Here is a 14,682-nt window from a genome sequence, read left to right on the forward strand (position 1 = left end):
GTTGAGCTCGATCTTCTCCCTGATCCGGCGGATGTGCACCATCACTGTGTTCTCCGAGGCGTAGGCCTCCTCCCCCCAGACCCGGCGGTAGATCTCCTCCGCAGGAAAGACCCGGCCCAAGTTGCACATCAGCAGGTCCAGGATGCCCAGCTCCGTTGCGGTGAGCTTCACCTCGTCCCCGTCCGCCGTCAGGACCCGGCTGTCCGGGTCGTAGGACAGCCGGCCGCTGACGATGCGCCGGTCTCTGGCGGAGGCGTTCACATCCCCAAGCCGGGTGTACCGCCGCAGCTGGCTGCGCACCCGGGCCACCAGCTCCTGGGTGGAGAAGGGCTTGGTCACATAGTCATCCGCCCCCATGGACAGTCCCAGCACCTTGTCGCTCTCCTCGCTCTTGGCGGACAGGACAATGATGGGCAGGTTGCGCCGTTCCCGGATGCGGAGGACGGCGGAGAGGCCGTCCAGGCGGGGCATCATCACATCCATCAGGATCAGCCGCAGCTCCGGGTCCAGGGCGTGGTCCAGGGCCTCCATGCCGTCATAGGCACGCAGCACCCGGTAGCCCTCCTTTTCCAGGGCCAGGGCGATGGCCCCCACGATCTCCCGGTCGTCATCCACCACCAGGACGGTCTCCTTTGTGTCCATAGCGCAGCTCCTCTCTCGGTTTGCCTGGGAACAGGATAGCAGAGATTTCTTACAAAAAAGCTGGGGGAAGTCTTACAAGTTTCTTACAGATGGGGCCCGGCCGCCGGCCCTTCCATTTTTCCTGATATATATATACCATAAATGAGGAGATCACAAAAGAGGAAAGGTGCGGACCGCCCCCAAAGCCTTCCCCCCTCTGGGGGGAGGTGGCACGGTGAAGCCGTGACGGATGAGGGGTCTTTCTTCTCCCGTCCCGCTTCTATGAGGCAGACACCCACTGTGTGCCCCTGCGCAGGTCCGGTTCAGGGGCCGCGCAAAAATTTTTTGATCCCTGCAACATTTTGCCCCGCTGTGGGGTGTTTGAGGTGAAAGGAGGGGGATGACATGGACCGGACGAGCCAGGCGGAGGAGACGGTCCGCCGCTACTCTGACATGGTCTATCGCCTTGCCTTTGCCCGGACGGGGAACACCGCAGACGCTGAGGATGTGTACCAGGAGGTCTTTCTCCGCTACCTCCGCAGCGACCCCCAGTTCACCTCGGAGGAGCACCGGAAGGCCTGGCTGCTGCGGGTCACTATCAACTGCGCCAAAAAGCTTCATGCGGCGCCCTGGCGGCGGCGGACGGAGCCCCTCAGTGAGACGCTGGAGGCCCCCTCCCCGGAGGGAGAGGCGCTCTGGGAGGAGCTGCGCCGCCTGCCGGACAAGTACCGCACGGTGCTCCACCTCTACTACTACGAGGACATGACCACGGAGGAGATCGCCCGGCTGCTGGACCGGAGCCCGGCCACGGTGCGGTCCCAGCTGATGCGGGGCAGAGACAGGCTGCGGGTGCTGCTGGAGGAGGGATAGCATGGATCGAAGAGAATACAAGCAGATGATGGAGCAGATCCGTCCTGCGCCCGAGCTGATGGAGCGGGTGCTGGCGGAGGGGCAGACGGAAAGGAGCAGACCGATGAAGCACAGGATACGTGCTGCGGGGGTAGCGGCCCTGGCGGCAGCACTGCTGATGGGCACCGCCCTGGCAGTGAACAGCGGATTTTTGGAGCGGTATTTCAAGGGCGACCTGAGCGTGGTGGAGCCCTATATCCAGGGGGGCGAGAGCGTGTCGGACGGGAAATTCCGCCTGACCCTGGACAGCGCCGTGGTAGACCAGTACGGCCTGGTAGCCCAGGTGACCCTGGAGGCCCTCACCGACGAGGGGGCGGCCTGGCTGATGGAGGGGGCCCAGATGAGCCCATGGGAGCGCTATGATGCCCCTGAGTCCACCTTTGATCCCGGAGATGTATGGCTGGCCAGCGCCGACTACGCGGGGGAACAGCTGTCCTGGCGGTACTGCAACGCCTCCCCCAAACTGGAGGGTGAGCACAGCTACAGCTTTTGGGAAGACATCAGCCTGCGCACCGACCGGAGCGTGACCACCCAGCTCCGGGTGGAATTCGACCCCAACGAGATGGAGGAGGGACTGGACACCCTGTGGATCGGGGTGGACTGCATGGGACCGAAGTATGCCATCCGTCTGCCGGAGGTGGGCTCCATGGGCGCCGTGACGGTGGAGCCGGAGTGCAAGATCCTCCTCAATCCGGAGTGGGACCGGAGCGCCACCGTCCACCTGCTGGAGTTCGGCCCCCTGAGCTACAAGCTGGTCTACTCTTATGGGGAGTGGGAGGAGTCCTGGGACACCTTCCTCCAGGGGGAGTTCTTCCTGAAGCTGAAGGACGGCACCATTTACACCCCCGGCGACCTGAAGGCCGGGTGGGGTACCCGTCCGGAGTATGACGATGCCCCGGAGGGCCAGCGCACCATCACCGAGACCACCATCGGCTTCTTTGACCGGGTGGTGGATCTGGACCAGGTGGAGTCGGTGATCCTTGGGGACCTGGAGTACCCGGTGGACAGCAGCGGGCCCGTCCCGGCGGAGCTGGACGAGAGCCTGCGGCCCTTCGTCCTCTACTACCCCGGCTGGAGCGCTGACGACCAGGTGCCGGCGGCGGAGCTGTGCAGCCGGCTGGGAGCCGGCTGTCATTGGGACCGTGAGGCCGGGACGGTGACCATCACCTACCGGGGCCACACCGCGGTGCTCACCGTAGGGACTGAGGAGCTGGTGGTGGATGGAGCAGAGGAGATGACCTTCGGCCCCACTGTGGAGCGGGACGGCCAGGTGTACCTCAACTGGAAGGTCTGCGACTACCTGGAGATCCCCTGCCAGAGCATGACCTACGCCCTGCGGATCATGCCGCCTGGTCTGAAATAAAGGGGGACTGGCATCGGGCCCACACCCCGGTATATCAACGCGCCCCCGGGACAGAAACTGTCCCGGGGGCGCGTGAAACTGTCGAAAAGTGGAAAAGTCACTTTTTCGAGAAAGCAGCAGTGCTGCGCGCAGGGTCTGTCCGCCGCAGGCGGGCAAACCCTCAGCTTGTCGACAAAGCATTTTCGACGAGCTGAGAGCACTTTTCAGAACGTTTTAACGTTCTGAAAAGTGGTTTGATTGCATGTGAAAGACAACCCTGAAGGTTTTCTTTCACAGTATCTTTTCCTCCGAGTCCTTTGGCTGGCCGTTTTTTCGACAGTCTGCCTGCACCTGCAGCCTGAGCTGGTTTTCCCGACGCACATGTCGCCGGGAAAACCAGCTCAGAACTTGGTTTGCGTCTGCGGGCGCGAACTCTGCCATGCTTTTTCCACAAGCTGATGCGTCCCCGGGACAGTTTCTGTCCCGGGGACGCATTCTGATAGGGGCTCAGACGGAGCGATCAATACACGCCCTGCCACAGCATGGCGTCGGCCACCTTCAGGAAGCTGACGATATTGGCGCCGGCCTGGATGTCACCCTCCTGGCCGTACTTAGCTGCGGTGTCGGCGCACTGGCGGTAGATGTTCTCCATGATCTCCTTCAGCTTGGCGTCCACCGCCTCAAAGGTCCAGTACAGGCGCTCGCTGTTCTGGCTCATCTCCAGGCCGGAGACAGCCACGCCGCCGGCGTTGGAAGCCTTGGAGGGGGAGTAGAGGAGGCCGGAGGCTTTGATGGCCTGGATGGCCTCGGGAGTACAGGGCATGTTGGAGCCCTCAAAGACGGCCTTACAGCCGTTGGACACCAGCAGTTTGGCGGAGTCGGTGTCGATCTCGTTCTGGGTGGCGCAGGGCATGGCGATGTCGCAGGGGACGGACCAGATGCCGGCACAGCCCTCCACGTATTTGGCCGTGGGGACATAGTTGGGATAGGTGCTGATGCGCTCCCGCTTCTGCTCCTTGATCTGCTGGATGATGCGGAAGTCGATGCCGTTCTCGTCCACCACATAGCCGTTGGAGTCGCTCATGGCCACCACAGTGGCTCCCATCTCGGTGCACTTCTGATTGGCGTAGGTGGCCACATTGCCCGAGCCGGAGATGATGACCTTCTTCCCCTGGAAGGACTGGCCGTGGTCGGCCAGATAGGCGGCGCCGAAGTAGCACAGGCCGAAGCCGGTGGCCTCGGTGCGGGTGAGGGAGCCGCCGGAGGCCAGGCTCTTTCCGGTGATGGCGCCGGTCCACTGGTTCTTCAGCTTCTTGTACTGTCCGAAGAGGTAGCCGATCTCCCGGCAGCCCACGCCGATGTCACCCGCAGGGACGTCGGTGTTCTCACCGATGTGGCGGTAGAGCTCATTCATAAAGGCCTGGCAGAACCGCATGACCTCGCCGTCGGACTTACCCTTTGGATCGAAGTCGGACCCGCCCTTGCCGCCGCCCATGGGGAGGGTGGTCAGACAGTCCTTAAAAGTCTGCTCAAAGGCCAGGAATTTCATGACAGACTGGTTGACAGAGGGATGGAATCGCAGCCCCCCCTTATAGGGGCCCAGGGCGGAGCTGTGCTGCACCCGGAAACCGTGATTCAGGCGGGTCTTGCCCTGATCGTCCACCCAGGACACCGGGAAGCAGATCAGGCGCTCCGGCTCGGCCATGCGGCCCACGATGTTCTGCTGCTCATAGCGGGGGTCGGAATCGATCACAGGGGAAAGGGGCTCCAGAAATTCCTCCACAGCCTGGAGGTACTCGGGCTCGTGGGCGTAGCGGGCCCGCAGATCATCCATCACGGAATTAAGGTAAGCGTTCTGAAAGGACATTGTTGACCACTCCTAGAAATTTGTTTTCTCTGGCACCAGGTACTTTATTGAGTTAGCGAAGTGATGCTATTATAGTCCTTTAAAAATTGATACGCAAGATGGGAAAATAAATAATTCATATTTTAACGAAAATGACGGATTTTTACCGCCAAATCCATTAAAAACAAAGGAGCGCAAAAATTATAATGCAAAAAAGACGGATGAGCTGCATCAAAATCCAGACTGGCCGCCGGGGCTGCCGGGGAGAGCACGCAGGCCGCCCTATGACTTTGTTAAAAATACCGAAAACTATGGGAAAATATGGTATATTCGGACAAAGGCCCGCCAAACATGTCCGCCCGGGCGCAAAGCCTCCCTGCTCCGGCTCGTCAGCGCCGGAACAGGGAGGCTGGAACGGGCACGGTCCCGCCCGGAGGTGGGCGGGTGCTGGGGCCCTCTGCAAAAAGGCGCGGTCCCCGTCCGCATGATCGGACGGGGGCCGCACCGGGTGCTTATCCGTGTCTTCCTACTTCTGTTCCTCGATTCAGACGAGCAGGCTCTTCTCAGATTCGGGGTCGAAGAGATGGATGAGGCTGGGGGAGAAGGTGAAGCGGAGCTTGGTGCCATAGGGCACGCCGCCCCGGTACTCCGCCGGCAGTTCTACGGTGGGGGTGCGGATGACCACCTCCTGGCCGCCCTCCACGGTGGCGTGGAGGTACAGCTCACTGCCCATCAGCTCGGACACCTCGATGGATGCCTCGATGGCGGAGGCGGAAGGGTCCTTCTGCACCGCGATGTGCTCCGGACGCACGCCCAGGATCACGTCGGCGCTCTGCTGTCCCTTCCCGGCCAGCTTGGCGCTCATCTCCCCGTCCAGCGGGAAGCTGGCCCCGGCATACTCCACCGAGTAGTCGCCGCCCTTCTTCTCCAGGCGGGCGTTGAAGAAGTTCATCTGGGGCGTACCGATGAAGCCGGCCACGAAGATGTTGATGGGCTTCTCAAAGACCTCCTGGGGGGTGCCGATCTGCTGCACAAAGCCGTCCTTCATGATCACGATCCGGTCGCCCAGGGTCATGGCCTCTGTCTGGTCGTGGGTCACGTACACGAAGGTGGTGTTGATCCGCTGCCGCAGCTTGATGATCTCCGCACGCATCTGGTTGCGCAGCTTGGCGTCCAGGTTGGACAGGGGCTCATCCATCAGCAGCACCTTGGGCTCCCGGACAATGGCTCGCCCGATGGCCACACGCTGCCGCTGGCCGCCGGACAGCGCCTTGGGCTTCCGGTCCAGATACTGGGTGATGCCCAGGATCTCCGCCGCCTGGTCCACCCGCTGCTGGATCTCCTCCTTGGGCACTTTCTTCAGCTTCAGGGGGAATTCCATGTTCTCCCGCACCGTCATGTGGGGATACAGTGCGTAGCTCTGGAACACCATCGCGATGTCCCGGTCTTTGGGCTCCACGTCGTTGACCAGCTTGCCGTCGATGTACAGCTCTCCCTTGCTGATCTCCTCCAGGCCCGCCACCATCCGCAGGGTGGTGGACTTGCCGCAGCCGGAGGGGCCCACCAGCACGATGAACTCCTTGTCCGCGATCTCCAGGTTGAAGTCGCTCACTGCGGTGACCGAGTTGTCATAGATCTTGTAGATGTTCTTCAGACTGACAGTTGACATGGCTTCTGGCCGTGAGACCTCTGCCTCCGCAGCAGGCCCCTCCCCCGGACGGACTGTCCCTCCCGGGGCTTACGACAGGTCTCCACACTGCCGCACCGCCGGCCGGCGGTCTTTTCTTCCTCCTTTTTTATGGGTCCGAGGACTATGAAGAATGGAGTAGTTCCACGGCCCTGGTCTCGTTAGATCAGCAGTACTTCCCGATGGCAGCCGAGATCATCCCTGCCGCTTCCCGCACGATGGATGCGTCTCCGTCGGCCAGAGGGGGCATGGGCAGGCGGACGCTGCCCGCGTCGGGGCCGCCCTGGAGACGGATGATGGCCTTCTGGACCGCGTACAGGTTGCCCTTGGCGGTACACATCTTGTAAATGATGCGGCAGGCCTCGTTCTGGATCTGGCGGGCAGTCTCCATCTCACCCTTGCCGTACAGCTCATAGATCTTCAGATACAGCTCGGGCATGACGGCATAGGTGCCGCCGATGCCGCCGATGGCGCCCGCCGCCAGGCCGGACAGGAACTGCTCATCGGGGCCGTTGAATACGATGCAGCCCTCGTCCTTCCACATCTGAATGTCCTGGACAGGCATGGAGGAGTTCTTTACGCCGATGACCCGGGGATTCTTCAGCATCTCCTTGAGCAGGGAGCCGTTCAGGGCCACACCGGCCAGCTGGGGGATGTTGTAGATGACGAAATCCGTGTTCGGGGCGGCGGCGGAGATGTCGTTCCAGTACTTGGCGATGGCGTAGTCAGGCAGGTGGAAGTAAATGGGTGGGATGGCGGCGATAGCGTCCACCCCCAGGCTCTCCGCGTGGGCGGCCAGGGCCTGGCTGTCAGAGGTGTTGTTGCAGGCCACGTGGGCGATGATGGTGACCTTGCCTCTGGCCTCGGCCTTCACATTCTCCAGGACCAGCTTGCGCTCCTCCACACTCTGGTAGATGCACTCGCCGGAGGAGCCGCCCACATACAGGCCCTTCACGCCCTTGCCGATCAGATAGCGGGTGAGCTCCCGCACCTTGGTGGCGCTGACGGCGCCCAAATCGTCATAGCATGCGTAGAATGCCGGGATGACGCCCTGATATTTGCTGAAATCGCGCATAAATCGATCACTCCAATATAATTTGCAAAGATTTAAAGTTTTTTAGGATCAGCCCTTGACCGCACCCATGGCGATACCCTGGGTGAAGTACTTCTGGAAGGCCACGAATACGATGATGATGGGGATGGAGGCCAGCGCCGCGCCCGCCATGATCAGGCCGAAGTCAGTGGACATCTCGCCCTGAAGGTTGGCGATGGCCAGCGGCAGGGTCCAGCTCTCCATGCTGGTGAGCATGACCAGCTGGAGGAAGTAGTCGTTCCAGGTGTTGACGAAGGTGAAGATTGCCAGCGCACCGATACCGGGCTTGATCATAGGGAAGACCACGGTAATGAAGGTGCGCAGCTCACCCGCGCCGTCCACCCGGGCCGCCTCCAGGATCTCTGTCGGGATGGTCTCGGAGAACTGCTTCATCAGGAATACGCCGAAGGGCCAGCCCACCGTGGGCAGGATGACGGCCCAAAGGGTATCGTTCAGATGGAAGAAGTTGGTCATCTCCTGGGCCAGAGGGATGACGATGACCTGCTTGGGCAGGGCCATGGCGCAGATGATGATGGTGAACAGGACGCCCCGGCCGATGAAGCGCTTCTTGCCCAGGGCGTAGCCCGCCAGGGAGGCGGTGAGACAGGTCAGGATCATAGCCGCCGCCGAAATGAAGATGATGTTGAACAGCCACAGGAAGGCGGGGTTGTCAAACAGCCGGGCGTAGTTTTCCACCGTGGGTTCGATGGGGAACCAGATGGGCGTCCGGGCCGTAATCTCCAGCTTGTTCTTGAAGGAGCCGGTGACGATCCAGTACAGAGGGAACAGGAAGAAGATCACCATGACCACCAGGATGGCCACGGAGAAAACCTTATACCCCTTGGAGGTGCCGCTCAGATCAGTGGTTTTTTTCATGTTCTCGCCCCTCCTTAATTGTCAGTCTTCGCCACTTTGAACTGGATGGCGGAGAAAATGGCGATGATGAGGGCCAGAACCACGCCGATGGCACAGGCATAGCCCAGGTCGTTGAGCCGGTACGCGGTGTCGTAGACCTGGTACATGATGGTCATGGTGGAGTTCAGCGGGCCGCCCTTGGTCAGCAGCTGGATCAGCGCGAAGCACTGGAAGGTGTTGATGGTGGTGATGACCAGCACATACAGGGTAGTGGGCATGATGGAGGGCCATTTGATCTTCCAGAACACCTGAAACTTGGTGGCGCCGTCCACCTCGGCTGCCTCGATAATGGAGTTGTCCACATTGCCCAGAGCCGCCACATACAGCACGATGGGCTGACCGATGGAGGTGGTGAACAGGATCAGGATGATAAACCAGATGGCGGTTTTGGGATTGCCCAGCCAGTCAAAGCTGGAGGTGCCGGCCACCTGATTGAGGATGCCGTTGTAGGGGTCCAGGATCCACTTCCACACCACGGTGATGGCCACCGAGCCGGTGACCACCGGCAGGTAGAACACACATCGGAAGAAGGAGCGGGGAATGGAGTGCATCTTGTAGATGGCGGAGCTCACCCACAGGGAGAATGCGGTGACGCTGGGCACCGCCACCACCACCATGAGCACCGTGTTCAGAAAGCCGCGGTGGAAGATGGGGTCCTGGAACAGCTTGATGTAGTTGGACAGGCCGGCGAAGCCCTTGACGCCGCCCAGTCCGTAGTCGGTAAAGCTGTAATACACACAGATGAACATGGGGACGACCACGAAGGTCACAAAGAAGATCAGGCTGGGCAGCAGGAACAGGTAGGCCGAGGTGGTCTCCCGCCGCACCAGCGCGCGGCTCATACCGGAGGTAGCGCTTTTCTTGACTTTTTTAGGCTTCTGTCCGGCAGCCGGAGCAGGAGTGTTCTGAGCCATAAGATTTCCCCCTCTTTGACAAGAATTTGCCTGCCCTCCCCCGGGGAGGACGGAAGATACACAGTGCCCGCCCCCTCTCATTCAGGGAGCGGGCACAGGATCGCATGGAACAGGATACGTGCTTCCGCAGGAGGTCAGCCGATGTTGGCGTTCGCCTGAGACACGAAGTTGTCGGCAGCGGTCTGAACGTCAGCGCCGGTGGTCAGGATCTCAGCGAGCATGGGCCACCACAGGGCGCGCTGCTCGGTCCAGCCGCCGGTCAGGTTGTAGTAGCGGCCCAGATAGTTGCTCATCAGGGCGAAGGGAGCGCGCAGGTCGGCATCCTCAGCGTCGGCGTAGACATCGCCCCAGTCGGAGTGCACAGGGAAGAAGCTGGAGGTCTTCACAGCCTCCACACCGGCGGTGGCATCGTTGCAGACAAAGTCGATGAACTTCTTGGCGGCGTCGATCTTAGCCTGGTCCTTGTTGTCGAAGATACCGAAGCCGTAGGGGCCGGCCATCTCCAGCTCGGGGGTGCCATCGTCAGAGGGGAACGCCATGGCGAAGGGGGTGAACTGGGTCTGGTCCGCGTACTGGCTGTAGTTGGAGAAGTTCCAGCAGAAGCTGACCGCACAGGTCTGGTTGGCGAAAGCCTGAAGCTCATCGGCAGCGGCGTAGCTGGCGTTGGCGGACAGAGAGCCGGCGTTCACCATGTTCTGCAGCAGGGTCAGAGCCTTCACATTGTTGGCGCTGTTGGCATTGTAGGAGGTGCCGTCCTCGGTGACATAGTAGTCGGAGTACAGGTTGTTCACTAGGGCGCGGGTACCCTGGTCACCGCCCTGGGCGCCGCAGTAGACGATACCGGGGGTGGCCACGGTGACGGTGCCGTTGTCGATGGCAGTCTTGATGGCAGCCATGGCGGCCTCGAAGCCCTCGGTGGTCCAGGTGCGGGTCTCCTCGTCAATGTACTGCAGGGCGCCGGCGGCCTCAAAGACCTCGTAGTTGATGGCCATGCAGTGGGCGGCCGCGCTCAGGGGGTACATGTAGTAGGTCCCGTCCAGCTGGCAGACACTGGAAATATTCTCACCAATATCCGCGGAGGCATCGCCCCACACGTCGCCCAGGTCCACCATCAGGCCCTCACGGGCGTAGTTGCCCACGATGCGCTCGGGGCCCTCAAAGATGATGTCGGGGCCGCTGCCGGAGGTGATGGCGGAGGTGAGCTTCTGGTCGCCGTCCTGATAGTTGATAGGGGTGACGGTGACCTTGATGTCGGGGTTGGCCTCGTTGAAAGCGGCGATCAGGGAATCCCAGTTGGAGGCCTCGGTGAAGCCGCCGATGTTGAAGGACCACAGGCTGATCTCAGTGGCGCTGCTGGAGGTGGTGCCCGATGAAGAGGCACCGCCGCTGGACTGACTGGGGGTGGAGCTGTTGCCGTTGCCGCAGGCAGCCAGGCCCAGCGTCATGGCGGAAGCCAAGACAAGAGCTGCTACTTTTTTAAATTTCATTTCATTGTCCTCCTTGTGAATCATTTTTCACAAATAATTGCCGATTGGGTTAAGAAAATTTTATAGGAAATCACTGAGCTTGTCAAGACGGAATGAAAAAATTTTCACAAATTGCGAAAAAAGAAAATTTTTAACGTGGAGTTAGACCCAAATTGAAACAAAACCTTGACAATTTCAGGAAAACTGATAGGTTATAGGTACAAAAAAATAAACAAAACGGGGGACTGAAATATCATGAAGCGCCATGTTATCTGTCTGGGCGACTCCAATACTCACGGCTACTGTGGAGCTCAGGAGGGGGAAACCCTCTGCGGAGGCCGGTTCAGCGAGGCGGAACGCTGGCCCTGTCTGCTCCAGCGCGCCCTGGGAGAGGAATATCTGGTGATCGAGGAGGGACTGTGCGGGCGGACCACGGTATTCCCCGATCCCCTGGAGCCGGGGCTGGACGCCATTTCCTATCTGCGTCCCTGCCTGCTGAGCCATGCCCCGGTCTCCCTGCTGATCCTGATGCTGGGTACCAACGACACCAAGGAGCGCTTCGGCCTCTCGGCGGAGGAGATCGCCCGTGGGATGGAGCGGCTGGCCCGGCAGGCCATGTCAGAGGACTGCTGGGGACCCGGGGGACCCGACCTGCTGGTCGTGGCGCCTCCCGCCATTCGTCCGGAGGTGGAGCACTCCCCCGTGGCCGCTGCCATGGGCTGGGGATGCGCGGAGAAGTCCCGTCAGCTGGCGGAGCACTACCGCCGGCTGGCAGCCAGGCTAGGCGCGCGTTTCCTGGACGGGGAGGGCTGTGAGCTGAATCGAGTGGACCACATGCACCTGACCCAGGCGGGCCATGCCCAGCTGGCGGCCAGGGTGGAAGCGGTCCTCTCCGATCCGGCCACGGGGGCGCTCGGGCAGTGAAAAAAGCGGGCGGGGACACCGGGAATGGTGTCCCCGCCCGTTTGCCGTCGAATGAGAGGTGCGGAGAGGGTCACAGCTCCTCCCCTTCAGGCTCCTTCTCTGGGAGATACCGGCGGATAACGCGCTCCGCGGGCATGGAGGCGAGCAGTGCGTTGAGAGCGGGGGTGAAGACGGCCAGCGGGAAGAAGCCGGCCGTGGTCCACACCGTGACGAACAGGAGCAGGATCAGGAGCAGGGTCTGGGGCAGGTGGCGCAGGGTCACCTGAAAGGAAGTGACCAGCAGGTGTCCCAGCCCCATCTGGAAGCGGGACAGCAGAGGGAAGGCCCAGCAGGACACGCCGGCGGGGACGATGAGGGCCGCGCAGTAGCAGCCGTACATGGCCAGGGCGCCGCCGCCCACGGAATTGGCCGCCAGGACCATGATCTGGTACCCCTGGAGGAGCAGGGCGCCCGCGGCCAGGACCAGCAGGCCGGCGGGGATGCCCACCCGGAGATTGGCCCGGAAGGAGCGGAAGAAGGTGAGGTAGGTGCTGTCCCCCTGGCGGACCACACAGTGGGTCACCGTGTGGTACAGGGCGGCACAGGCCGGGCCGAAGGTGACCAGAGGGAGGGAGAGCACCACCCATAAAAGGCTGAGCCCCACCACGTCCACCATGCGGGAGAGTGTGCGGAAAAAGCCGTTTTCCGGATCAAAAATACCTCTGAGCCCCATAAGCGACACCCTTTCCCCGGGACATAGTCCCGTATCTGTGATAGGTCGGGAAACATTATACCACTGGAACGGCAGCAGAGGCAAGACGGGAGTTTGCGGGGCGGGTCTGGGCCCCCCACGGGATGCTTGGAGCTGCCGCCCCTTCCCGTCCCTTGGGCCCCGCATTCCACGCAGGGGGCGGCTGCCCGGGCATCGGGCTGGATCGCCTGGGAAATCCGCTGTTTCTTTTTCCGGTCCGCTGTGATATACTGCTCCATTATGGGGCCGCGTCCCCCATCCCGCATGAGGTGATCTGAATGACTCGGCTGCGCGCTGTTCTGCTGGCTCCCCCAGGGACCCAGCCCAAACTGCTCCGCTGGCACCACGTCTGGCTGGCATTTGCCCTGACAGGGCTGGGCTTCTGTGTCGGCGTCCTGACGCTGATGCTCGCCGCCACCGCCTATCTCAAACTGGACAGCACGGACCTGTTCCTGTCCTATTTCCTGTTGGAGCCCATGCTCCTGCTCCTCAATGTCCTGCCGCCCATCCTGCTCATCTGGTTCTTCTATTTTCTTACCCGTCGGGCCTGGGCAGCTTTTCTGGGCAGCTTCCTCCCCTGTGTGGGACTGGCCCTGGTGAATTACTTCAAGATCCGCCTGCGAGGGGACCCTCTGCTGGCCGCCGACCTGCGCCTGGTCACTGAGGCGGGGGGGATCGTGGGACACTATCAGTTGGACCTGACCTGGCTGGTGTGGCTGTGTGCGGCCTGCCTGATCCTGGGCCTCCTGTTCTCCGTTTTCCTTCTGCCCCGCGGGATAGGCCGGGGCCCCCTTCGCTGGTTCTGCCTGTGCTCCTCCGCCGCCCTGCTGGCGGTGTCCTATGCGGCCCTCTACTGCGACCAGAGCCTGTATGACCGCACCGCCAACGACACCCATATCACCCCCTGGTCGGATGTGGAGGTCTTTGTCTCCCGGGGCTGCCTCTACCCCTTTCTGTACAGCGTGCAGGACATGTTCCCCACCCCGCCGGAGGACTACGACCCGGAGGAGGCCGCCTCCCTGCTCGCCCGGTATCCAGACCAGGACATCCCGGCGGACCGCCGGGTCAACGTGGTCGGGGTGATGCTGGAGGCCTTCTGTGACCTGACCGACTTCCCCGCCCTGGCGGAGCAGCCCGCCGTCCAGGCGGTCTATGCCCCGCTCCACGACCTGGAGGAGCAGTCCGTCTCCGGCGACCTGCTGACCAATATCTTCGCGGGCGGCACGGTGGACAGCGAGTGGGGCTTTCTCACCGGCTACACTCAGCACGAGGACTTCCGCAAGCCCACTGACTCCTATGTCTGGTATTTCCGGGAGCAGGGCTATCACACCCTTTTTCACCACCCCGGCTACAGCTGGTTCTACAACCGCCAGAATGTCAACGAGTACCTGGGCTTTGAGGAGAGCTGGTTCACCGAGAACTACTACGGGGCGCTGGTGGACCCGGTGGATGCCGTGATGCGCTCCGACGAGGCGCTGGTGGACGGTATTCTGGACGGGCTGCGGGAACCGGGCCCCTGGTTCTCCTTCTCCGTCAGCTATCAGAACCACGGCCCCTATGAGACCGCCTCCGCCCAGGAGGTCTTCCTGTCCCCTGGGGACACCGGCTGGTCGGCGGAGACCTGCAACATGCTCAACAACTATATGTCCAATGTCTCCAGCACCCTGGCCGCCATGGAGCGGCTGACCCGGGAGCTGAACGCCCGGCCCGAGCCCTTTGTGCTGGTCCTTTTTGGGGACCACAAGCCCTGGATGGGCAACGGCAATACGGGGTACACCGAGATCGGGGCCGGCTTCGACCTGTCTCAGCTCTCCGGCTTCCGGGAGTACTACTCCACCCCCTACCTTATTTGGGCCAACTCCGCCGCCCGTGAGGCGCTGGGCAGCAGCTTCACCGGGGAGGGCGGCGACTTCTCTCCCTGCTTTCTGATGAACAAGGTATTTGAGCTGTGCGGCTGGGAGGGCCCCGGCTTCATGGAGCTGTCCCGCCAGCTGGAGGCCATCTCCCCCTTGATCCATACTCGGGGGCTCTTCCTGAGCGGCGGCATCCTCACAGATGCTCTCGTCCCGGAGGAGGCCCGATTCTACCAGCAGTTCCTCCAGGCCCAGTACTACCGGGAGACTGTGGTCATCCCCGGGGAAATTTCTTCTTAAAAAGTCCCTAGCCAGGACCGGCTCTGTTCCGGTCCTGGCTGGGGGTGTTCTGGTCCTATGTGGGGAAGGTCCACGGCAGGGG

12 protein-coding genes are annotated in these 14,682 nt (G+C 61.8%); 4 read left to right on the forward strand and 8 right to left on the reverse strand.

Annotated elements, in window-relative coordinates; genetic code table 11:
• On the reverse strand, nucleotides 1-642 hold a 642-nt coding region (locus BN1969_RS00435; RefSeq protein ID WP_050622489.1), incomplete at its 3' end, for a response regulator transcription factor.
• A gap of 384 nt (nucleotides 643-1,026) precedes the next feature.
• Between BN1969_RS00435 and BN1969_RS00440 the strand changes: the two genes are divergently transcribed.
• Nucleotides 1,027-1,491, forward strand: coding sequence for an RNA polymerase sigma factor (locus BN1969_RS00440; protein WP_050622490.1), 465 nt, complete (start codon nucleotides 1,027-1,029; stop codon nucleotides 1,489-1,491).
• A gap of 1 nt (nucleotide 1,492) precedes the next feature.
• Complete coding sequence (locus BN1969_RS00445; protein WP_050622491.1) at nucleotides 1,493-2,893, forward strand: stalk domain-containing protein; 1,401 nt, start codon at nucleotides 1,493-1,495, stop codon at nucleotides 2,891-2,893.
• 499 nt (nucleotides 2,894-3,392) lie between these two features.
• Here the strand turns inward: BN1969_RS00445 and gdhA are convergent, their stop codons facing one another.
• From gdhA to BN1969_RS00475, 6 genes are all read right to left on the reverse strand, one after another.
• Nucleotides 3,393-4,739, reverse strand: a complete 1,347-nt coding sequence (gdhA, locus tag BN1969_RS00450) for an NADP-specific glutamate dehydrogenase (protein WP_050622492.1) — start codon at nucleotides 4,737-4,739, stop codon at nucleotides 3,393-3,395.
• 523 nt (nucleotides 4,740-5,262) lie between these two features.
• The gene (locus BN1969_RS00455; protein WP_050622493.1) at nucleotides 5,263-6,387 is read right to left on the reverse strand and encodes an ABC transporter ATP-binding protein; all 1,125 of its coding nucleotides are present in this window, start codon (nucleotides 6,385-6,387) and stop codon (nucleotides 5,263-5,265) included.
• 184 nt (nucleotides 6,388-6,571) lie between these two features.
• Complete coding sequence (locus BN1969_RS00460) at nucleotides 6,572-7,480, reverse strand: dihydrodipicolinate synthase family protein (RefSeq protein WP_050622494.1); 909 nt, start codon at nucleotides 7,478-7,480, stop codon at nucleotides 6,572-6,574.
• A 48-nt stretch (nucleotides 7,481-7,528) separates the two neighbouring features.
• Nucleotides 7,529-8,374, reverse strand: coding sequence for a carbohydrate ABC transporter permease (locus BN1969_RS00465; RefSeq protein ID WP_050622495.1), 846 nt, complete (start codon nucleotides 8,372-8,374; stop codon nucleotides 7,529-7,531).
• Between the two features lie 14 nt (nucleotides 8,375-8,388).
• A complete protein-coding gene (locus tag BN1969_RS00470; protein ID WP_050622496.1) occupies nucleotides 8,389-9,327 on the reverse strand; it encodes a carbohydrate ABC transporter permease in 939 nt (312 codons plus the stop codon).
• Between the two features lie 134 nt (nucleotides 9,328-9,461).
• The gene (locus tag BN1969_RS00475; RefSeq protein ID WP_050622497.1) at nucleotides 9,462-10,814 is read right to left on the reverse strand and encodes an extracellular solute-binding protein; all 1,353 of its coding nucleotides are present in this window, start codon (nucleotides 10,812-10,814) and stop codon (nucleotides 9,462-9,464) included.
• A gap of 234 nt (nucleotides 10,815-11,048) precedes the next feature.
• Between BN1969_RS00475 and BN1969_RS00480 the strand changes: the two genes are divergently transcribed.
• The gene (locus BN1969_RS00480; protein WP_050622498.1) at nucleotides 11,049-11,717 is read left to right on the forward strand and encodes a GDSL-type esterase/lipase family protein; all 669 of its coding nucleotides are present in this window, start codon (nucleotides 11,049-11,051) and stop codon (nucleotides 11,715-11,717) included.
• Nucleotides 11,718-11,787: 70 nt separating this feature from the next.
• Here BN1969_RS00480 and BN1969_RS18155 read toward each other — a convergent pair whose 3' ends face one another.
• Nucleotides 11,788-12,429, reverse strand: coding sequence for a DUF624 domain-containing protein (locus BN1969_RS18155; RefSeq protein WP_050622499.1), 642 nt, complete (start codon nucleotides 12,427-12,429; stop codon nucleotides 11,788-11,790).
• A gap of 296 nt (nucleotides 12,430-12,725) precedes the next feature.
• Between BN1969_RS18155 and BN1969_RS00490 the strand changes: the two genes are divergently transcribed.
• A complete protein-coding gene (locus tag BN1969_RS00490; protein WP_050622500.1) occupies nucleotides 12,726-14,600 on the forward strand; it encodes an LTA synthase family protein in 1,875 nt (624 codons plus the stop codon).
• The last annotated feature ends 82 nt before the right edge of the window (nucleotides 14,601-14,682 follow it).

The organism is Clostridium phoceensis, assembly GCF_001244495.1.
Taxonomy (GTDB): Bacteria; Bacillota; Clostridia; order Oscillospirales; family Oscillospiraceae; genus Lawsonibacter; species Lawsonibacter asaccharolyticus.